Source organism: Corallococcus sp. AB038B, from assembly GCF_003668955.1.
Taxonomy (GTDB): domain Bacteria; phylum Myxococcota; class Myxococcia; order Myxococcales; family Myxococcaceae; genus Corallococcus; species Corallococcus exiguus.
In genome coordinates this window covers 420,717-440,796 of sequence record NZ_RAWO01000002.1, presented here as the reverse complement: position 1 = coordinate 440,796, position 20,080 = coordinate 420,717, and the positions used below count along the sequence as shown (strand labels likewise).

Sequence of the window (20,080 nt, the reverse complement as noted above, 5' to 3'; positions counted from 1 at the left end):
TTTTCAATATCGATGATCCACTTTCAGGCCGAAGTGTCGCCGGGCGGTTTCGGGGCGTTGTGGGCGGACAGGCGGGGTTGTCCGCCGGGGCCCAGGAGTCCCTGCATGGCGTCGAAGAGGTTGAGGTTGGAGCCGCTGGGGAGGAAGACGACCTTGTCCAGGCCTCCGACGACGGCGGCCTGGGCCTGCGCGGCCACGGCCTTCACGAAGTTCTCCCCTCCCCCCAGGGATTCCACGCGCTGACGGAATTGGCCGGCTTCCACTTCCGCGAGGCGCGACTGGCGCTCCACCTCCAGGTCATTGAGGCGCTGCTGGCGATCCAGGGCCACCTGGGTGGTGAGCCGTTCGCGTTCGATCTCCGCTTCGGAGCGGATGCGCGAAGCGCGGGCATCGGACTCGGCACGGGCCAGGGCCTCTTCGCTCTCCACGCGGGCGCGCTCCAGTTGGGCCTCCGCCTCCACCTTGGCGCGGCTGAGCGTCTCCAGCTGGTGGTTGCGGTTCTGCAATTCGATGAGGGATTGGCGCTCCGCCTCCGACTTGCGGTGGCTGGAGATGTCCGCGAGCTGCTTCTCCTCCTCGCTCCGGATGCGCTTGAGCTCCGCGGCGGCCTGGGCCTCCTGGCGTGAGGCGTCCAGTTGGATCTGGATGTTGGTGTCGATGGCCTCGCGCAGCTTCAGGGCCGTCTTCTCGTCGACGGGGGCGATGTCCTTGATGTCGATGTCGATGATGCGCAGCTGGTTCTCGGAGAAGAGGCGGTCCTTGCGAGCGCGGCCCGCGTCATCCATGCCGAAGATGGTGCGGCGGATGAGCACGCTGGCGTTCTTGTGGAAGGTCTCGAACTCGTTCTCCGCGGCGACCTGGCGGATGCGCGACGCGAGGTTCTCACACACGTACCCGATGAAGTCGTTCACCCGGAAGATGGCCTTGTCCTTCTCCGGGTCGCCCTGCACGTCGAACTGCCACTTGTAGGAAAGCTTGATGCGCAGCCGCGCGTGGTCGCGAGTGGCCACCTCGAACAGGTCCGTGGCGAAGTCCGGCCCCAGCCGCAGCATCAGCACCTTGAGCTGACGCGGGCGCTTGGGCGTGCTGCCGGACAAATCCAGGACGGTGACGTCCTCGTACGGACGCAACATCACCTTCGCGGGGCCGAACTCCACGCGCGCGTGATTGGACTCGAAGTCGTTGATGAGGACCGCCGTGTTGTCCTCGATGCGCAGCACGATGGCGCGCGTGCGGTCCCCCTTCTCCGTCGCGTTTGTGGGCCGCGGCGCACGGGCGTCCTTCGCCTCCACGGGCAGCAGCGGCGGAGTGAGGCCCAGCAGGGCCTCCGCGTCCGGAGACAGGCGCTTCTCGTGCAGCTCCTGATGCGCCTCCGGCATGAACTGGCAAGGCCCCTGGACGAGCGACACCTTGCCCGAGCGCAGGTCGCGCACGTACAGGCCTTCCCCCTGCCCCAATGACAGCGCGGCAATCTCGCGATGGATGAGGACCTTCTCGCTGGGCACGTAGGTGCGCGGGCCGCGGACGATCCACGTGTCACCGGCCTTGCGAGCGCGCGGCTCGCCGCCCTCGTTCTCGGAGAGGTCGTCCAGTGCCTGGAGCTTCAGGCCCTGCAGCTCCGACAGGACATGCTTGCGGCGCACGTCCCCTTCCAGCGCCTCACCGGGTTCGAGGAAGAAGACATCCGGACCGGAGACGACCTTGCGGCGGCCCTCCTGGACGCGGCCGGTGGCGCGGTCCACGGGATTGAGGATGACGCAGTACTCGGTCTCCTTGAGGACGCGGGCCTTCTCCAGCGACACGACGGTGACGGATTCGCCGGGCACGTAGCGGCCGGGGCCGCGCACCAGCCACTCGTCACCAGCTTCACGGCGGCGGGGGGCGTCCGGGACGTGGGTGTCCGTGAAGGCGGTGAGCGCGCGAAGCCGCAGCGCCTCCGACACACCCAGGACGTATTCCGGGACGATGTCGCCCTCCAGCTCCTCGCCGGGGTACAGCGGGAACACCTTCGGGCCCACGCGGACCTCGCGGTCGCCCACCGCGACGCGGGCCTGTCCGAAGTCGTCCAGCGCCACCTGACCGTCCACGCGCACCACCGGGTTGCGCACCACGCACCAGCTGCCGGCGCCCAACTCCACCATCCGCTCCTTCGCCACGAGCGTCAGGTGCGCTTCGAGCGTCAGCACGCGCGGGCCTACTTCCATGAGCACGACGCCGCGGTTGGCGTCCTCGATGTATGCGTACTCGCGGTTCTTCAGGGAGATACGCTGGATGGCTTCGGTGCTGGGGGCGGACGGCATGGGACACCTGCTCGCGGTGGTGGGGTTCGGCCGCGAGTCATTGCGAGCCCCATGCCGTCATCGCTCGCCCTGGAACAGCTCCGCACCGCGCCGGACTGGCACGGACCCTCGCTCCATTCCGGTGCGCGGTGTTCCAGACTGGAACGCATTTCGAACGACCAGCGCGCCGGGGCTTCTCCGTATTCGCAGGCAGACAGACATGCGGAGCGCCATGACGGCGCCCGCTCTGCCTCATTTGGAGAAACCCTCATGCTTCAGCGCGCACGGCTCGCGTCGTCGTTCCTCGTCCTTGGACTCCTGGGAGGCGTGGGCTGCGGCCCCGCCGCGGAGGAGATGCCCGTTCCCGAAGCCGCGCCCCAGGAGCAGGCGCCCGTCGCTCCGTCGCAGGACGAAGGTCGCACCGTCACCGCGATGGCCACGACGGCCCTCTCCTGGAACGACTTCGGGAAGACGACGGTGCAGTACGTGGCCGAGTGCGTGACCGGGCCCTACACCCACTCGTGCTACTTCTGCGGGACCAATCCGTTGTACTCCGGGGAGTACAGCGTGAGCGGCTGCACGTCGCCCAGCGACATCCAGAACTCCTGCATCACGTGCGACCGGGAGATTCGCGAGAAGGTGGCCTACGCCGAGCTGCCCGATGGCGACGTCATCCTCGCGGAGGTCGAGCACAACGTGGCGGGGCCGGAGGTCATCGAGTTCCGGCTCAACTCCGGCTCCAACGTGACGTGGTGGAAGCAGGTCGCCCTCGTGGGCGGCGGTGATGACTGGCGCGTCTGGAACCACAACGGCAGCTCCTGGTGCAACTGGCCCAATGCCTCCACGACCAACTGCGACACCAATTCGCAGTGGACAAACATCGTGCAGGCCTCGGGCACGCGCTTCATCTTCAGCAAGGCCAAGCTCTTCGGAATCCACACGGAGATGTATTCATTGGGCGGTCTGGGTGACCATCTCACCGGTGGCGACCGCGTGACCTTCCGCTGGATTCGCGACTGAGTGACCTTGGATTGCGTCGCGGCGTCTGTTCGAATGCCTTCCTGTCAGCGGGCCAGGATGCTCTGACCCGGTGGCACCCACCCCGGAGGAAGCATGAAGGCATCGCGACTGAAGCAGACGATTCCTGGATTCGCGCTGATCATCGGCATCATGGCGGGTACGGCCCTGGCCATGGTTCCCGGCTCGACGGCGGAGACGACCGATAACCAGGCGTCTGCTGTCCAGATGATCTGTTCACGCACCTGCAAGCCGTGCTCGACCCAGATGGAGTGCGGCACGAGCGGCGGTTCCTGCGGGGTCTGGCGCTGCACCCAGCCGTAAACACAAGCGCCTCCGAGTCCCAGGACTCGGAGGCGCTCTCTGCGGATTCGTGAAGACCGCTGACCGCTTCAGCCCTGCGCGGAGCGGGGCTTGCGCGTGGACTTCTTCGTCGTCGCGATCTCCAGCGACAGGTCCATGGCCCGCGCCGAGTGCGTCAGCGCGCCCATCGACACGAAGTCCACGCCCAGCTTCGCCAGCCGGGGCAGCCGGTCCAACGTGACGCCGCCCGACACTTCGATGGGCACGCGGCTCGCCGTCAGCTTCACCGCTTCGCGGATCTGCGCGTCGTCCATGTTGTCCAACATGATGACGTCCGCGCCCGCGGCGATGGCCTCCTCCAGCTGCTTGAAGTTGGTGACCTCCACTTCAATCTTCACCAGCCGGGGACCGTTCAGCTTCGCGCGGCGCACCGCTTCGGTGATGTCGCCACCTACCGCCGCGATGTGGTTGTCCTTGATGAGGATGCCGTCGAAGAGGCCGAAGCGGTGGTTGGACGCGCCGCCCATGCGCACCGCGTGCTTCGCGAGGCCTCGCATGCCCGGCGGCGTCTTGCGCGTGTCCAGCACCCGCAGCTTCGAGCCTCGCACGGAGGTCATCGCCTGCTGGGCCAGCGTCGCGATGCCGGCGGCGCGCTGCACCAGGTTGAGCGCCGTGCGCTCAGCGGCCAGCAGCGAACGCAGCTTGCCGTGGACGCGCGCGGCGACCACCTTCGGTTTGATTTCCTCGCCGTCGCGCTTGAGGACCTCCACCTCCACCTCCGCGTCCACCATGTGGAAGACGCGGACGAAGGCGTCCAGGCCGGCGACGATCATCTGCTCCTTCGCGACCAGCTCACCGCTGCCCTCCGCTTCGGCGGGGACCACCGCCAGCGAGGTGACGTCCCCCGCAGCACCCAGGTCCTCGTCGAGGGACAGCGCGATGAGCCGATCGAGATAATCCTGCTGCACTTCCGCCTCCTACCGGCGCGCCTTGCGAGCCGGCTTGCCCCGAGTGGTCTTCTTCGCCGCGGCCTTCTTCGCGGCGGTCTTCTTGCCCGCCGCCTTCTTCGCCGAAGCCTTCTTCGCAGGAGCCTTCTTCACCGCCGCCTTCTTCGCGGCCGTCTTCTTGCCCGCCGCCTTCTTCGCGGAAGCCTTCTTCGCAGGGGCTTTCTTCGCGGCGGACTTCTTCCCCGCAGCCTTCTTCGCGGAGGCCTTCTTCGCAGGGGCCTTCTTCACCGCCGCCTTCTTCGCGGCCGTCTTCTTGCCTGCCGCCTTCTTCGCGGAAGCCTTCTTCGCAGGGGCCTTCTTCGTCGGAGCCTTCTTCACCGGCTTCGCCGAACCCTCCGGCGCCTCGCGGGCGTCGCCGCCCTCCTTGGCCCGGTCGAACTCGCGCATCGCGTCGTCCACGAGGCCCATGCTCATGTACGCGACGCCCAGGTCGTGGTGGTCCGCCGGGGACAGCCCTTCCTTGGTGCCCTCGCGCAGCTTTTTGAGGGCCTCCTCCACCACCGGATCCGCGGCCTGGGGCGCCTGCGAAGCCTCTTCGGCTTCAATCTCGCCCTTCAGCTCCTGGCCCAGGTTCACCGCTTCGTCCTTCGGTTCCTGCGGCTCGGTGGCCACCTTCACCTGGGCGCTCTCGGGCGCGGGGGACTCGGACGCTTCAGGGGCTTCGGACTCGGTGCTGCCCGGCAACGGCGACGGCGTCTCGGACATGGGGGGCTCCGGGGCGATGCGCTGGAGGTGATCCTGCAGCTTGACCGTGCGCTCCTGGAGCTCCGCCACCCGGGCCTTGTCCTTCTCCACCACGTCCGGCGGAGCACGGGCCACGAAGTTCGGGTTGTCCAGCTTGCGCTGCAAACCGGTGAGTTCCTGCTCGGAGCGGACGATCTCCTTCTTCAGGCGGTCGCGCTCCGCGTCCAGGTCCACCAGGCCCGCCAGGGGCACGTAGATTTCCAGGTTGCCGCTCACGAACGCCGCCGCCTGCGGAGGCTTGGCGCCCGGAGGGCCCACCACCACTTCGGACAGGCCCGCGAGAGGCATCAGGTACGCGCGCCAACGCTCCAACAGCTCGCGCGTCGTCGCGTCCGGGCTCTGCACCACCGCCTTCACCTTCGCGGACGGCGGCAGGTTGCTCTCGCCGCGCAGCGTGCGCAGGCCCTCGATGGCCGCGATGACCGGCGCCATCTCGCCTTCCGCGGCCGCGTCCACCCACGCCGCCTCCGGCACCGGGTACGCCGCGATGCAGATGCTCTCCGTGGGCCGGGACATCGGCAGCTTCTGCCAGATCTCCTCGGTGATGAACGGCATGAACGGGTGCATCAGCCGCAGGATGCGGTCCAGACACGTCACCAGCACCGCGCGCGTGGTGTCCTTGGCCTCCGCGTCGTCGCCGTACAGCGAGCCCTTCGCCAGCTCGATGTACCAGTCGCAGAACTCCGCCCACAGGAACTGGTACAGCGTGGACGCGGCCTCCGCGAAGCCGAACGCCTCCAGCGCGGCGTGCGTCTCCGTGGTCGCCTTCTGCAACCGGGAGAGGATCCACCGGTCCGCCAGCGTCAGCTTGCGGCCCTCCAGCGGCGTCTTGTCCAGGCTGAAGTCGCCCATGTTCATCAGGGCGAAGCGGCTGGCGTTCCACAGCTTGTTGCAGAACGCCTTGTAGCCACCCAGGCGGTCCATCGACAGCTTGATGTCCCGTCCCTGCTGCGTCGCGGACGCCAGCGTGAAGCGCAGTGCGTCCGCGCCGTGCGCGGGCATGCCTTGCGGGAAGCGGTTGCGCAGCGACGGCTGCAGCGACTCCACCTTCGCGCCAAGGATGACGTCCAGGGGATCGATGACGTTCCCCTTCACCTTGGACATCTTCTCGCCCTTCTCGTCGCGCACCATCGCGTGCAGATACACGGTGCGGAAGGGCACATCCCCCATGAAGTGCAGGCCCATCATCATCATCCGGGCGACCCAGAAGAAGATGATGTCGTGGCCCGTCTCCATCACGGACGTCGGGTAGAACGTGGAGAGATCCGGCGTCTGACGCGGCCAGCCCAGCGTGGAGAACGGCCACAGCGCGGACGAGAACCACGTGTCCAGCACGTCGGAGTCCTGCGTCAGCTCCTTGCCGCCACACTTGGGACACGACTCCGGCGGCGTGCGCGACACGATGACGTCCGCGGTGTCCAGCGAGCGCGCCTCCGGGGGCGTGCACGCCGTGCAGTACCACGCGGGGATCTGGTGGCCCCACCACAGCTGGCGGCTCACGCACCAGTCGTGGATGTTGCGCATCCAGTGGAAGTACGTGTTCGTCCAGGACTCGGGGACGAACTTCGTGCGGCCCTGCTCCACCGCCTCGATGGCCGGCTTCGCCAGCGGTTCGATCTTGATGAACCACTGCGGCGACAGGCGCGGCTCCACCACCGTGGTGCAGCGCTGGCAGGTGCCCACGTTCAGCTTGTGCGGCTCCTCCTTCTCCAGCAGGCCCAGCTCCGTCAGGTCCGCCAGCACCTGCTTGCGCGCGTCGGCCCGGTCCAGGCCCGCGTACTTGCCGGTGTCCTTCGTCATCCGCGCCGCTTCGTCCAGGATGGACAGCATCGGCAGCTTGTGGCGCAGGCCCGTCTGGTAGTCGTTGAAGTCGTGCGCGGGCGTGACCTTCACCACGCCGGTGCCGAACTCCATGTTCACCAACTCGCCGTCCGCGATGACGGGAATCTCACGGTCGGTGAGCGGCAACGCCACGCTCTTGCCGATGAGGTCCTGATAGCGCGGGTCGTCCGGATGCACGGCGACGGCCGTGTCGCCCAGCAGCGTCTCCGGGCGCGTCGTCGCCACGGTGAGGAAGCGCTCCGTGCCCTTCACCGGGTAGCGGATGTGCCAGAGCGAGCCGTTCTTCTCCTCGTGCTCCACTTCCAGGTCGGAGAGGGCCGTGCGGCAGGACGGGCACCAGTTGATCAGCTTCTGGGCCCGGTACATCAGGCCCTCTTCGTACAGCCGGACGAACACCTCGCGCACCGCGGCCGAGGACTGCTCGTCCATGGTGAAGCGCTCGCGGCTCCAGTCCAGGGACGCGCCCAGGTAGCGGTGCTGCTCACCGATGCGCGCGCCGAACTTGCCCTTCCACGTCCAGACGCGCTCGAGGAACGCCTCGCGGCCCAGGTCGTGGCGGCTCTTGCCCTCCGTCTTCTTGAGCTCCTTCTCCACCACCATCTGCGTGGCGATGCCCGCGTGGTCCGTGCCGGGCAGCCAGAGCGCGTTGAAGCCGCTCATCCGCTTCCAGCGCGTGAGGATGTCCTGGATGGTCGCGGTGAGCGCGTGGCCGATGTGCAGGCTGCCCGTCACGTTGGGCGGCGGCAGCACGATGCTGAACGGCGGCTTGGAGGAAGGGGCTTCGGCGCGGAAGTAGTCGCGCTCCAGCCAGTGGTTGTACCACCGCGCCTCCACTTCGGAGGGCTCGTAGGCCTTGGACAGTTCAGTCGTGTCAGTCATTGCAAGCGGCCGGCCCCCGACGGGGCCGGCGGGGAATCAGAGGGGACTGCGAATCAATGCTGGGTCTCGCGGTCCTTGATGAGCCGCTCCAGCTCTTCCCGGATGATGGCCTCCGCCAGCTGCGGTACGACCTCCCAGGCAATCTTCTCGATGACCTCGCGGGACGCCTTCGACAGCGCCTCGCGCAGCAGCGCCTCGCCGCCATCCGCGGCCGGACGGGCGCGCGCGGGAGGAGTCGCCGGCGAGGGGCCGCCGATATCCAGGGAGATTTCCTCCGCGCCGCTGGGCTCGGGCAGCGAGTCCTCGATGCGGATGCTCCCCGTGCGGGCCTGCGCGGCGGGCGGGGCGGCCGGTGCACCCAGCCCGAACGGATCCCGGGCACGGGCCGCTGGAGGCACCGCGGCGGGCGGGGGCGCGGACGGCAGCGGCGCGGCGCCCGGAGGACGCGGGAAGCCGCCCGGGATGTTCGGGGCGCCAGGGCCCGGAGGACGCGCGGCCATGCCCGGAGGCGGCGCACCTGGAGGACGCGCGCCCGGAGGCACGGCACCCGGCGGAGGACGCGCACCCGGCGGCATGGCACCCGGAGGCGGCGCACCCGGAGGACGCGCACCCATGCCCGGAGGCGGCGCACCCGGCGGAGGACGTGCACCCGGCGGCATGGCGCCCGGAGGCGGCGCACCCGGAGGACGCGCGCCCGGAGGAACAGCGCCCGGCAGCGGACGCGCCGCACCCGGAGGAGGAGGCACACCGGCGCCCGGAGGACGCGCGCCCGGAGGCACGGCACCCGGCGGAGGACGCGCACCCGGCGGCACGGCGCCCGGAGGCGGCGCACCCGCGGGACGCGCACCCGGCGGCACGGCGGCGGCGGGCGGCGCGCTGGCCGGAGCGCTCGGGGCGGAGGTCTGGGGCAGGATGCGCGTCGCGGCGGACGCGGGCATCGTGTTGGACTTCTGGCCCACCAGCGCCTTCACCTTGTCGAGGAGGATCTGGCTCTCGAAGGGCTTGGCGATGTGGTCATCCGCCCGGGCGGCCTTCGCGCGGTTCTCGTCGAACGCCTCGAAGGTGCCGGCCAGGAGCAGCACCGGGATGGCCTGCGTGGAGGGGTCGCTCTTGAGCGCCTCGCAGACCTCGTAGCCGCTCTTGCCCGGCATCATCACGTCGGCGAGCACCACGTCCGGACGCAGCTCGCGCGCGCGGGAGATGGCGTCCAGCCCGTTGTCCACCGCGGTCACCTGGAAGTCTTCCGTCGCGAAGATCATCCCGATCACCTTGCGGATGGTGAGCGAGTCGTCGGCGATCAGTAGATTCTTGGGCATCGGCTCCGGCCTCGGGGGGCGCATACCCCCCTGAATTCGTTTGAGATTTCGGGCGAGCAAGCCTGCCTGCACGCCCTGTGTCAATCGGAGAAGCTTAGGATTCGCGCGTTGGGCCGATCAAGAAAACATGCGCTGCAGGTCCAGTAACATCACCGGATCCGGCAGCCCCGGCGCCCGGAACGTTCCGGGAAGCTCGGCCGGCTTGAACTTCTGCAGCACACCAAGCACCCGGGTGGCCGCCAGCCCCACGTTCCGCCCCGCCAGTTCCGTGAGGACGAACAGCTCCTCCGCCTGGGCCGGCGCACCCAACAGCGCTGGAATCGAACAGATGGGCCACAGCGCCTGCGCGTGGGGATAGACGCCCGCCACCGGCCCGCTCTGCACCGGGAGCACGCTGAACGCCTCGCCCCGGGGCACCACCTGGGAGACGCAACCCAGCGGAACGCCGAACAGCACCCCCTGGGATTCCAGCACCAGTGCCCGCTCCGGGGGCACGTCCGCATAGTGCACGGGCCGGGGCTCCGGCGGGGTCGCCCGGGGGCCCGCCCGGTGCGGCAGCGCCTCCACGATGAGCTCCAGGTACAGCCGATCCTTGTGCAGCACCGCGCCCCGGCTCAGCGGCGCCAGCGAGTCCGCCAGGCCCGGAGGCAGCAGGAAGAACGGATCCCTCGCGACGTCCGCGACCTCCACCACGGCGCGCACCCGCACCGCGAGCGTGGGGCTGACGTCCAGGACCACCACCATGCCCGGCACTTCCTCAGGCAGGCCGCCGAGCAGCGCGGCGAGATCCTTCACTTCCAGTACGCCGCGCAGACTCGCGCCGCGAGCGCCCGGCATCGCGACCTCGATGACGGAGGTGGCCTCTACCGCGTAGCGCGTCTCTCCGGCCTCCACCAGCAGGCAGAGCCGCCGTCCGCTTTCAAAGGGCACGGCCCGGGACCCTAGCAGCCTTCCAGCGTTGGGTGCTAAGCCCTGAAACAGTCATGGCGCGACTGCTCCTCGTCGACGACGAAAAGATCGCCCGCAATCTCTACGGCGACTACCTCACGGCCGCGGGACACCTGGTCACGGCGGTGCCCACCGTGGCGGACGCGAAGGCCGCCCTCTCCGCGGCGCGGTTCGACGCGGTGGTGACGGACCTCATCCTCCCCGGCGGCGACGGCATGGAAGTCCTCCGTCACGTGCGCGAGCGCTATCCTGGCGTGGAGGTGCTGGTCATCACCGGCCTGGACAAGGTGGCCCCCGCGGTGCGCGCCATCAAGAGCGGCGCGGCGGAGTACCTGGTCAAGCCCGTGGCGCCGGAGGCCCTGGAACACGCGCTGCGCCGCGCGCTCACCACGCGCGACCTGATGCGTGAGAACGCGTCCCTGCGCCAGCACGTCGCGCTGCTGGAGGCGGGCCAGCGCATCGCCACCACGCTCGACCGCGAGCGGCTGTCCACGGCCGCGTCGGACGCGCTGGAGTCCATGGCCAACGCCTCCGCGGTGATGCTCCTGGAGCGGGACCCCGGCGGCACGGGCTTCCGCTCGCACGGCATGCGCGGGCTGCCGGTGGACCTGCACGAGGCGCTCGTCCCGCTGCTCATCGAGCGGCTCTCGGGCTCGCGCACGCCGGTGGAGCTCGACGGACTTCAAGTTCCCTGGCCGCGCACCCTCTCCTTCCCCGCCGTGGACGGAGAACTGGTGCTGGGCCACGCGGTGCTCTTCCACGACAGCGCGCCCGCGGAGCACCACGCGGAGACCGTGGGATTCCTCGTGCGCAACTGGGCGCTGGCCCTGCGCAACCTGGGCCGCTTCGCCGCCGTGGAGGACCTGGCCTACGTCGACGACCTCACCCGCCTGTTCAACACGCGCTACCTGCACCTGGTGCTGGACCGCGAGGTGAACGAGGCCCTCCAGACGGAGCGCCCCTTCTCCCTGCTGTTCCTGGACCTGGACCGCTTCAAGGCCATCAACGACACGTACGGGCACCTGGTGGGCTCGCGGGTGCTGGTGGAGGCCGCGCGCGTGCTCAAGGGCTGCGTGCGCGACCCGGACGTGGTGGCGCGCTTCGGCGGCGACGAGTACGTGGTGCTCCTGCGCGGCACGGACTCCGGCGGGGCCCTCAAGGTCGCCGAGCGCATCCGCCGCACCATGGAGACCCATCAGTTCCTGGGTCGCGAGGGGCTGGCGCTCAAGCTCACCACCTGCATCGGCGTGGCCAGCTTCCCGGAGCATGCCCAGGACAAGGACCACCTGCTGGACCTGTCCGACCGGGCCATGTACCGGGGCAAGCGTGGCACCCGGAACGTCGTCTACATGGCGGCGCAGGACCTGGAAGCCACCCCGGCCGAGCGCCGTCAGAATCCCCCGCCCCCGCAGGGCCAGGGCTGAAAGCCGCACCGCGCGCTACTTGCGCAGGCTGCCCACGGTGAGGTGCTTGGGCAGCTCCACTTCCGCGGGCACGCCGCCGCCGCCCTCGCCCACCGCCTCCACCTCTTCGTGAGACGCGCCGGTGGTGATGAGGCGGTACTTCTGCGACGCCTCGCGGTCGTGCTGGGCCTGCTCCGGATCCAACCGCGCGATGAGCTGCCAGAAGAGGGCCGCGTGCTCGCGCTCCTCGTCCATGACGTGCCGCAGGATGGCCTTCGCCTCCTCGTTGTCCGTCGCGTCCAGGTGCGCGGCGTAGAGGTTGATGGCGTCCAGTTCCGCCTCGATGTTGAGCCGGATGGAGCGGGCCAGTTCGGAGTCCGTCAGCTTCCGGGGCACCAGCGAGTGGAACGGGTTCGTCTGCGGCATGAGGACCTCAGCGACAGGGAGGGTTTCCAGCAAGCGAGCGGGCAGCAGCGTTTCCATCAGGCCAGGCTGGAAGGCGTGCGCGAGCATCCGTTCGGTCGCGAGCGCGGTCAACCGAATCCCGCTGGGGGTGCGTTGCACGTGAACACCTGCCTCCGCCATGCTCCCGCGCATGGAGACCCCCTCGGCGCTCGCGCAGCTTCTCCAGGCCCTGGACGCGGGGGACCTGGAGAAGGCACGGCTCGCGGCCGTGGCGCTGCAACGCGCCAACGCCCACACCCATCAGGTCGCCGCGGAGGTCCTCCATGAGCTGCGTCAGCCCCTGCTGGGCGCGAAGGCCTACGCCCAGCTGCTGGCCGAGGAAGGAGGCTCCAGCGGCCCGCTGAAGCTGCTGCTCGCGCAGGTGGAGCGGATGGAGCAGATCGTCTCCGACTTCATCCGCCTGGCCAGCGAGCGGCCGGCCCCGCAGCAGCGGCTGTCCCTGGCCGCGCCCATCTGGGCGGCGGCGAAGGTGTTCAGCGTCAACCCGGACTCGGCGCGCATCTCCCTGGAGGTGGAGGCCCCCGAGGACCTCACCATCCAGGGCAACGCGCGGCTGATTGAGCAGCTCACGCTCAACCTGCTCAACAACGCCCGCGACGCCATGTCCGGCCGGGGCCGCGTGAAGGTGACGCTCACGCGCGATGGCGCCTCCGCGGCCCTCTACGTGTCCGACTGGGGACCGGGCATCCCGGACGAGCTGAAGACGCGCATCTTCGAACCCTACGTCTCCGCCAGCAAACGCGGCACGGGCCTGGGGCTCGCCGTCTGTCGTCGCATCGCGCAGGAGCACCACGCGCAGATTGCCCTGGTGCCGCCCACGACGCTGCGCGAGGTGCCGCCCCCGGCCACTGTGTTCCGCGTGCTCTTCCCGCCCACGGACGCGCCGCGCCCGCCGCGCAAGCGCCTGCTGGTGGTGGACGACGAGGGCATCATCCGGATGGTCTTCAAGGACCTGATGGACAAGGAGTGCGAGGTCATTGAAGCGGCCACGGGCGAGGCCGCGCTCGAAATCCTCCGCTCGTCGCGCGTGGACCTCATCGTCACGGACAAGAACCTGCCCGGCATCTCCGGCCTGGAGCTGGCCCAGCACGCGCGGAAGCTGGACCCCGCGTCGCGCGTCATCCTGATGACGGGCTACCCCTCGCTGGTGACGACGCAGCAGGCGCTGCAGCTGGGCGTGGTGGACTACCTGCTCAAGCCCTTCGACGACATCCGCCAGGTGCGCGCGCTGCTGCGGCAGGCGCTGTACACGCCGGCCGCGCCGCCTGTCCCCGCCCCCAGCGCTGGCGTGCGCCGGGTGGACGTGCTGGAGGACAACCCGGCCACCGCGCGGCTGATTTCAGAGGCGCTGACGCTGCTGGGCCTGGAGGCGCGCGTCGTCGCGGGCGCGGAGGTGGCCACCATGGAGCCGCCCGTGGGCGTGGTGGTGTCGTGGGACTTCGCGCCGGCCTACGGCAAGAAGGCGCTGGAGCTGGCCCGGGCCCTGAGCCAGGGCGCGCCCTTCGTCGTCCTGGCCGAGCACCTCACCATGGACACGGCGCTGGCGTCGCTGCGCGCCGGGGCCGCCGCGTGCCTGCCCAAGCTGCTCTCCGACACCTCCGCGCTCAGCCGCGAGCTGGGCCTGGCCTTCAAGAAGACCGCTTCCTGAAAAAGACTCCGGCCCCGGGCGCCCCGCTCTCGCGGAGCCCACCGGGGCCGGAAACCCTACGAAGCTACGGAGCCGTTACGTCGGCTCAGTAGTCCATGTCGTCGCCGCCGTACTCCGGCATGGCGCCGCCGCCCGCGCCGCCCTTGGCCTTCTTCTTGGGGCGCTCGGCGATCATCGCCTCGGTGGTGAGCAGCAGGGACGCCACGGAGGCGGCGTTCTGCAGCGCGGTGCGCTCGACCTTCGTCGGGTCGATGACGCCGGCCTTCTCCAGGTCCTCGTAGGTCTCCGTGCGGGCGTTGAAGCCGAACGCGCCGGTGCCGTCCTTGACCTTGTTGATGACGACGGCGCCTTCGACGCCGGCGTTGCTGGAGATCTTGCGCAGGGGCTCCTGCAGTGCCTTGCGGATGATGTCCACGCCGAAGTCCTGCTCGCCGCCCAGCTTCAGGCCGTCCAGCGCCTTGAGGCTGCGGATGTAGGCCACGCCGCCGCCGGGGACGATGCCCTCTTCGACGGCCGCGCGGGTCGCGTGCAGCGCGTCTTCCACGCGGGCCTTCTTCTCCTTCATCTCCACTTCAGTCGCCGCGCCGACGTTGATGACCGCCACGCCGCCCACGAGCTTCGCCATGCGCTCCTGGAGCTTCTCGCGGTCGTAGTCGCTGGTGACCGTCTCAATCTGGGTGCGGATGAGCTTGATGCGGCCCTCGATGTCCGCCTTCTGGCCGGCACCGTCCACGATGGTGGTGTTGTCCTTGTCCACCGTGATGCGCTTGGCGCGGCCCAGGTCGGTGAGGGTCAGGTTCTCGTACTTGTGACCCAGCTCCTCGCTCACCACCATGCCGCCCGTCAGCGTGGCGATGTCCTTGAGCATCTCCTTGCGGCGGTCGCCGAAGCCCGGCGCCTTCACCGCGGCCACGTTCAGCACGCCGCGGATCTTGTTCACCACCAGGGTGGCCAGGGCCTCGCCCTCGATGTCGTCCGCGATGATGAGCAGCGGCTTGCCCGAGCGCGCCACCTGCTCCAGCACCGGAATCATGTCCTGCATCGACGAGACCTTCTTCTCGCTGATGAGGATGTAGGGGTCGTCCATGACGACCTCCATGCGATCGCGGTTCGTGACGAAGTACGGCGACACGTAGCCACGGTCGAACTGCATGCCCTCCACCACGTCGAGCGTCGTCTCCAGGCCCTTGGCCTCCTCGACGGTGATGACGCCCTCCTTGCCGACCTTCTCCATCGCGTCCGCGATGGTCTGGCCGATGGTCTCATCCCCGTTGGCGGAGATGGTGCCCACCTGCGCGATGGCCTGCTTGTCCGTGGTCGTCTTGGACATCTTCTTCAGCTCCGCGACCACCACCTCCACGGCCTTGTCGATGCCGCGCTTGAGGTCCATGGGGCTGTGGCCGGCGGCCACCAGCTTCAGGCCCTCCTCATAGATGGCGCGCGCGAGCACGGTCGCCGTCGTGGTGCCGTCGCCGGCCTTGTCGGAGGTCTTCGACGCGACCTCCTTCACCATCTGCGCGCCCATGTTCTCGAAGCGGTTCTCGAGATCGATCTCCTTGGCGACGGTGACGCCGTCCTTGGTGATGGTGGGCGAGCCGAAGCTCTTCTCGATGACCACGTTGCGGCCCTTGGGACCGAGCGTCACCGCGACCGCATCCGCGAGGATCCGGACGCCGCGCAGGATGGAATCGCGCGCGGACTGGTGGAAGAAGATTTCCTTCGCTGCCATCGTAACCTCCGATAATACTTGGGGAATTTCTACAAATGGGGATGGCCGTTAGCACTCGGCCATGTCGAGCGCCAACATAAGGGCCGCATCGACGATGTCAACGGAAAGGGGCAGACGTGTGGGCCTGAGGACGCCTACTGGCCCGCCTGGGTGGGGGGCCCAGACGGCCCGGGAAGGCCCTACTCCGCGAAGCGCACGAGGTTGAGCAGCTGCCCCATGTCCAGGGGCTTCTGCAGGGTGATGGCGACGCCCTTGCGCAGGCCCCGGTCCGAGATGTTGGCGTCCGTGCTGGCGGTCATCATCAGGACGGAGATGCGCTGGAAGCGGGGGTCCGCCTTCAGCATCTCCGTGAAGTGGATGCCGTCCAGGTGGGGCATCAGGTAGTCGGTGATGACCAACCCCACGGGGTGACGCTCCATGATGTCCAGGGCCTGGAGCGCGTCCGACGCCGAGAACACGGTGTAGCCATGCATCTCCAGGTAGCGAGAGAGCATGGTGCACAGCTCGTAATCGTCGTCGACGACCAGGATGTTCACGGGGTTCGGGCCGAAACGGGGCGCTGGAAGGTAACAGCGACGCCGGTCGTTGACAACGCGAAGGACGGCTTCTTAGCTGCCGGCCCGAATGGCGAAGCGCATGGCGAAGCAAGGGGAGGCGCGAGGCGTGGACGCGCGGCTGGAGGGGCTCGCTGACGCCTTCGAGGCCAGGGACTTCGAGGCCGCGCTCACCAGCGCCGACGCCCTGCTCCGGGACGTTCCGGACTCACCAGAAGCCCTGCACTACCGGGCCGCCGCGCTGGTGGAGGTGGGACGCCTGGAGGACGCGGGCAAGGCCTATGGCGCCGCCCTCAAGCTGGCCCCGGAAGACCTGGAGATCCTTTTCGGCGCGGCGGAATTCCTCGTGTGCCGTACCGGCGAGGACCGCGAGGCGGTGGAGGAAGGGCTGGAGTGGTGCGGCCGCGGACGGAAGCTTGCGCAGCGGGCCGATGACGTGGAGCTCGTCTACGAGTTCCTCCTCCTGGAGGGCATGGGCCTCAACCAGTTGGGGGAATGTGAGTCCGCGCTGAAAATCCTGGACCAGGCGCTGACGCACATGCCGCGCTCGACGGACGCGCAGCTGGAGCGGGGCATCGCGCTCTTCGAATTGTGCCGCTTCGCGCCCGCGCAGGAGTCCTTCGAGCGGGTGTTGAAGGACGCGCCGGATGAAGCCTGGGCGCACCACTACCTGGGGCTCGTCGCGGAGCGGCGCCAGGATGCGAAGGAGGCGAAGAAGCGCTTCTCCCGGGCGCAGGCGCTGGCCCCGGAAGAGCTGCCGCCGCCGGTGGCCCTGGAGGAGGCGGCGTTCGACCGCGCGGTGGAGGACGCGATGCGCGCCCTGCCCTCCCAGGTGAAGCAGTACATGGACAACGTGACGCTGGCGGTGGAGGACCTGCCGTCGGATGAGGACCTGCTGGGTCAGCAGCCGCCGCTGTCGCCGTGCATCCTGGGGGTGTTCCGGGGCACGCCCGTGGGCGAGCGCAGCGTGATGGACGCGGCGGATCACTTCCCGCCCTCCATCGTGCTGTACCAGAAGAACCTGGAGCGTTTCGCGCGGACCCGCGAGGAACTCATCGAACAGATTGGCATCACGGTGATGCACGAAGTCGGTCACTTGATGGGTCTGGATGAAGACGACCTGTGGGAGCGGGGGCTGGACTAGCGCCGTTCTCCCCTGCCCTGATGCGCGCCATGCATGCATGGACGAAGCTGGGGCTGATGGTGGTGCTGGGTCTGACGGGCTGTCTGGGCGACGACGAAGAAGAGCCGCGCACGTGTCCGCAGGTGGTGGTGTTCGCGCGCTCGGACAGCGAGACGTGCAAGTCCTTCCCGACGCCGTGTGACGTGCCGGAGGGGTACGTCGAGTGCTGCGGCGGCCTCTTCGGAGGCTGCGCGGGGAACGTGTCCGGGAACACCTGCGTGGATGATCCGTCCGACACGTGCCAGCCCGGGGGCAGCGCGGACTGCCCGGGCATCTGCCAGTAGGCGTCAGGCGGCGCGCGAGCCCTTGTCCTCGAAGTAGGCGCGGCGGGCGCGGGCGCAGGTGGGGCACTGCCACTGCACCAGGGTGAGGTGGCGGTCGCCCAGGACGACGGCCTCGTGGCGGAGCGAGTCCCGTGGGGCCTCGCTGGTGGCTCCACAGGCGCAGCGCAGCCGGCCCAGCGTGGACAACAGCTCCTGCGGGCTGGTGATGGGGATGGCAGTTCCCGCGCTGTCGCCCCGGTGGTCCGCGTCGAACTTGCGTGCGAAGGCCCGGCGCCGGCCCCACGCGCGGCCCTTGCGCCAGAGCGCCACCGGGCCGCCCTGCGCGATGACGAACCACAGCACGAGGCACGTCGCGATGACGCCCAGGAGGATGGCACCCGCCTCGCCGGACGGAACGGATGAGGCCTGGTCGCGGGCGGCCCGGCTCCTGAGTTGGATGGCGTAGCCGCGCTGGGCCTCGGTGGCGCGCACGGCCTTCACGTACTCGGCGATGCGCTCGGGCGGGACCGAGTCCGCGGTGCTGCGGTAGCTGTAGTCGAGCAGCAGCGTCTTGCCTTCGGCGCGGGTGTCGGCCACGAAGCGGAAGGCCGGACCGTCCACGACCTCGTACTCCGTTTTGACGGGGGGCAGCTCGCCTGCCTTCAGCGTGATGCGGTGGCGGGCGAAGACGGGGTGCTCCACCTCCAGCGGGAAGGCGCGGTGGGAGTAGTTCGGCACGGCGAGGTACTGGCGCAGGCCATGCGCGCGGAACTCCCGGCGACCGTCCGAGGTCCAGAAGTCCTCGATGCGGTAGTGCTCCTGCGTGACGAGCACGTTCGTCACGGTGTCGTCGTCCACCGACATGGGCTTCGCGATGGAGATGTCCGCGTCCGTCTTCGCGTAGTAGTTGAAGTAGAGGCGGGACACCTCGGACAGGGACGTGCCCGCGAGCGCGCGGCGCATGGAGTTGGCGGCCGCCCCCGTGCGAGTGGTGACGACGTCGAGTGTCGCGGCCCCGTCGCGGCCCTTCGCGACGTACGTCTCGTCCACGAAGATGGAGGGCTCCGTCAGCGTGGGCGTGGGGATGACGGAGAGCGCCGTGGTGCCGGGGGCGACGAGGAGGGCCCGGCCGTAGGAGGGCGGCTCGTAGCTGTCGAGCCCGCCGCGCTCCAGCGCCGCCGTGGGATCCACCCAAAGTTCGCGGCCAGCCACGGTGGCGTGGACGATGACGTGGTTGAACGCGGTGGCGGTGGGACGCAAGCCGTCCAGCAACTGCGTGAGGTCCGTGCTCACGAGCGCCGGCTGCGCGTCGATGCCCAGTCCCTTGAGGAGCGATACCAAGAGGAGCGACTTGTCCTTGCAGTCGCCGAAGCGGCGCTGGAGGACCTCGTCGGGCGGATGGGGCTGGTGGGAGTTGGGGCCCATCTCGATGCCCAGGTAGCGAACCTCGTCCTGGACGAAGCGAAGCGCGGCGAGGAAGCGCGCCTCCGGGGTGGGCTCCTTCGACAGTCGGCGGACCTCCTGCTCCAGCGACTTCGAGCGGGCGGGCACCTGGAACAGCGTGGAGGCCCAGCGCGCGACGTCGTTCCAGTCCTTGTATTCGCTGAACTGGATCCACGGGTAGACGGGCTGCCAGCCGGGGACGTTGTCCTCGTGGCGGACCGCGGGCACGTGGTGGCGCTCCAGGATGATTTCACGCTCGCCGTTCAGCATCGACTCCGAGCGCGACAAGCCCGGCGCGGCGAAGTCCCGGATGAAGAGCGTGCGCCCCCGCCCTTCCGGCCACAGCAGCCGGTAGGCGAAGTGGACCACGGGATAGGAATGGCCCACGCCGACGACGTCGGAGAAGCGTCCGCCAAAGACGGGGTTGGCGCCTTCGAAGGAGTACGCGACCTCCACGGTGTCGCCCACGCGCACGTCGCGGAGGAAGGGCACCACGGAGAGGTTGCCGTTGTAGAGCCGGTTCTGGAGCTCGGTCTCCTGCTGGATGACGCGGGCCTCGGCGGGCTGGAAGACGTCCTCGCGGCGGCCATCGCGGATGCGCCAGATGCCGTGGACGGTGAGCTTCTGGTACGTCGGATCGAAGCGGAACTGGATGTCCGTGACGCGGTCGATGCCCCGCGGCGAGAGGACCTTCTGGGCCGAGTGCAGGTAGTGCACGCGCGACGGGCCGGACACGCGCACCTGTTCCTCGATCAGCAGCCGGGAGACGCTGGTCTCCTCCTCGCCCTCGGGAGTCGGGCCGGGGTCTGGAGGAATGGGAAGCGGCTTCACCCACGCGGCGGGAGGCCCGACGCGGAACGGCCTGGCGTTCGTCGCCGCCGGTGCTGCCCCCGCGCTCAAGGACAGACACAGACACAGCAGCAGGACGGGCACCGGAAAGAAGCCCGGTGCCAGGAGGACGGAACGGAAGGTTCGGCGCATGGCGGAAGGGCGCTCATCATGGAGCCCGGATGACGCGCCGGGCAAGGCGCCCCCTGGGACACCGGGCGAGCGGCCC

The 20,080-nt window shown here is 69.3% G+C and carries 15 protein-coding genes; 6 read left to right on the top strand and 9 right to left on the bottom strand.

The features are described from left to right. Positions 1-23 precede the first annotated feature (23 nt). Positions 24-2,300, bottom strand: a complete 2,277-nt coding sequence (locus D7Y04_RS12925; protein WP_121759524.1) for a hypothetical protein — start codon at positions 2,298-2,300, stop codon at positions 24-26. 249 nt (positions 2,301-2,549) lie between these two features. On the opposite strand from D7Y04_RS12925, the gene D7Y04_RS12920 reads away from it, so the two are divergent. After that, positions 2,550-3,299 carry a hypothetical protein gene (locus D7Y04_RS12920; protein ID WP_121759523.1) on the top strand — a complete coding sequence of 250 codons (750 nt, stop codon included), beginning with the start codon at positions 2,550-2,552 and terminating at the stop codon, positions 3,297-3,299. Between the two features lie 93 nt (positions 3,300-3,392). Continuing rightward, positions 3,393-3,620 carry a hypothetical protein gene (locus D7Y04_RS12915; protein ID WP_121759522.1) on the top strand — a complete coding sequence of 76 codons (228 nt, stop codon included), beginning with the start codon at positions 3,393-3,395 and terminating at the stop codon, positions 3,618-3,620. 68 nt (positions 3,621-3,688) lie between these two features. On the opposite strand, the gene nadC is transcribed toward D7Y04_RS12915, so the two are convergent. The 4 genes from nadC to D7Y04_RS12895 all read right to left on the bottom strand — a co-directional run bounded on the left by nadC (position 3,689) and on the right by D7Y04_RS12895 (position 10,317). Continuing rightward, positions 3,689-4,567: a carboxylating nicotinate-nucleotide diphosphorylase gene (gene nadC / locus D7Y04_RS12910; RefSeq protein WP_169820991.1), complete on the bottom strand. Its 879-nt coding sequence runs from the start codon at positions 4,565-4,567 to the stop codon at positions 3,689-3,691. A gap of 9 nt (positions 4,568-4,576) precedes the next feature. Beyond that, entirely contained in the window at positions 4,577-8,071 is a 3,495-nt protein-coding gene (locus D7Y04_RS12905; protein WP_121759521.1) for a valine--tRNA ligase, read from the bottom strand. A gap of 53 nt (positions 8,072-8,124) precedes the next feature. Further along, positions 8,125-9,387 carry a PleD family two-component system response regulator gene (locus D7Y04_RS12900; RefSeq protein ID WP_121759520.1) on the bottom strand — a complete coding sequence of 421 codons (1,263 nt, stop codon included), beginning with the start codon at positions 9,385-9,387 and terminating at the stop codon, positions 8,125-8,127. 117 nt (positions 9,388-9,504) lie between these two features. Then, complete coding sequence (locus D7Y04_RS12895) at positions 9,505-10,317, bottom strand: chemotaxis protein CheW (RefSeq protein WP_120597306.1); 813 nt, start codon at positions 10,315-10,317, stop codon at positions 9,505-9,507. Between the two features lie 53 nt (positions 10,318-10,370). On the opposite strand from D7Y04_RS12895, the gene D7Y04_RS12890 reads away from it, so the two are divergent. Further along, on the top strand, positions 10,371-11,759 hold the full coding sequence (locus D7Y04_RS12890; protein ID WP_121759519.1) for a diguanylate cyclase: 1,389 nt from the start codon (positions 10,371-10,373) through the stop codon (positions 11,757-11,759). A gap of 15 nt (positions 11,760-11,774) precedes the next feature. Here D7Y04_RS12890 and D7Y04_RS12885 read toward each other — a convergent pair whose 3' ends face one another. Then, a complete protein-coding gene (locus D7Y04_RS12885; protein WP_233601388.1) occupies positions 11,775-12,302 on the bottom strand; it encodes a demethoxyubiquinone hydroxylase family protein in 528 nt (175 codons plus the stop codon). A gap of 31 nt (positions 12,303-12,333) precedes the next feature. Here D7Y04_RS12885 and sinK point away from each other — a divergent pair, with 31 nt between their 5' ends. After that, positions 12,334-13,851: a hybrid histidine protein kinase/response regulator SinK gene (gene sinK / locus D7Y04_RS12880; RefSeq protein ID WP_158627513.1), complete on the top strand. Its 1,518-nt coding sequence runs from the start codon at positions 12,334-12,336 to the stop codon at positions 13,849-13,851. 85 nt (positions 13,852-13,936) lie between these two features. On the opposite strand, the gene groL is transcribed toward sinK, so the two are convergent. Continuing rightward, positions 13,937-15,580, bottom strand: coding sequence for a chaperonin GroEL (groL, locus tag D7Y04_RS12875; protein ID WP_120597303.1), 1,644 nt, complete (start codon positions 15,578-15,580; stop codon positions 13,937-13,939). Between the two features lie 179 nt (positions 15,581-15,759). Then, on the bottom strand, positions 15,760-16,116 hold the full coding sequence (locus D7Y04_RS12870) for a response regulator (protein WP_120576603.1): 357 nt from the start codon (positions 16,114-16,116) through the stop codon (positions 15,760-15,762). A gap of 88 nt (positions 16,117-16,204) precedes the next feature. Here D7Y04_RS12870 and D7Y04_RS12865 point away from each other — a divergent pair, with 88 nt between their 5' ends. Both D7Y04_RS12865 and D7Y04_RS12860 read left to right on the top strand, forming a co-directional pair. Then, positions 16,205-17,278, top strand: coding sequence for a metallopeptidase family protein (locus tag D7Y04_RS12865; protein ID WP_171807662.1), 1,074 nt, complete (start codon positions 16,205-16,207; stop codon positions 17,276-17,278). 29 nt (positions 17,279-17,307) lie between these two features. Further along, a complete protein-coding gene (locus D7Y04_RS12860; protein WP_121759888.1) occupies positions 17,308-17,601 on the top strand; it encodes a hypothetical protein in 294 nt (97 codons plus the stop codon). Between the two features lie 3 nt (positions 17,602-17,604). Here D7Y04_RS12860 and D7Y04_RS12855 read toward each other — a convergent pair whose 3' ends face one another. Then, complete coding sequence (locus tag D7Y04_RS12855) at positions 17,605-20,004, bottom strand: DUF3857 domain-containing protein (protein WP_158627512.1); 2,400 nt, start codon at positions 20,002-20,004, stop codon at positions 17,605-17,607. Between the last annotated feature and the right edge of the window lie 76 nt (positions 20,005-20,080).

Bases quoted from the DNA above. Each gene is read 5' to 3' on its own strand.
- D7Y04_RS12920 (WP_121759523.1), top strand. From the start codon at position 2,550: ATGCTTCAGCGCGCACGGCTCGCGTCGTCGTTCCTCGTCCTTGGACTC.
- D7Y04_RS12860 (WP_121759888.1), top strand. From the start codon at position 17,308: ATGCATGCATGGACGAAGCTGGGGCTGATGGTGGTGCTGGGTCTGACG.
- groL (WP_120597303.1), bottom strand. From the start codon at position 15,580: ATGGCAGCGAAGGAAATCTTCTTCCACCAGTCCGCGCGCGATTCCATC.
- sinK (WP_158627513.1), top strand. From the start codon at position 12,334: ATGGAGACCCCCTCGGCGCTCGCGCAGCTTCTCCAGGCCCTGGACGCG.
- D7Y04_RS12890 (WP_121759519.1), top strand. From the start codon at position 10,371: ATGGCGCGACTGCTCCTCGTCGACGACGAAAAGATCGCCCGCAATCTC.
- D7Y04_RS12865 (WP_171807662.1), top strand. From the start codon at position 16,205: ATGGCGAAGCGCATGGCGAAGCAAGGGGAGGCGCGAGGCGTGGACGCG.
- D7Y04_RS12855 (WP_158627512.1), bottom strand. From the start codon at position 20,004: ATGCGCCGAACCTTCCGTTCCGTCCTCCTGGCACCGGGCTTCTTTCCG.
- D7Y04_RS12925 (WP_121759524.1), bottom strand. From the start codon at position 2,300: ATGCCGTCCGCCCCCAGCACCGAAGCCATCCAGCGTATCTCCCTGAAG.
- D7Y04_RS12915 (WP_121759522.1), top strand. From the start codon at position 3,393: ATGAAGGCATCGCGACTGAAGCAGACGATTCCTGGATTCGCGCTGATC.
- D7Y04_RS12900 (WP_121759520.1), bottom strand. From the start codon at position 9,387: ATGCCCAAGAATCTACTGATCGCCGACGACTCGCTCACCATCCGCAAG.
- D7Y04_RS12905 (WP_121759521.1), bottom strand. From the start codon at position 8,071: ATGACTGACACGACTGAACTGTCCAAGGCCTACGAGCCCTCCGAAGTG.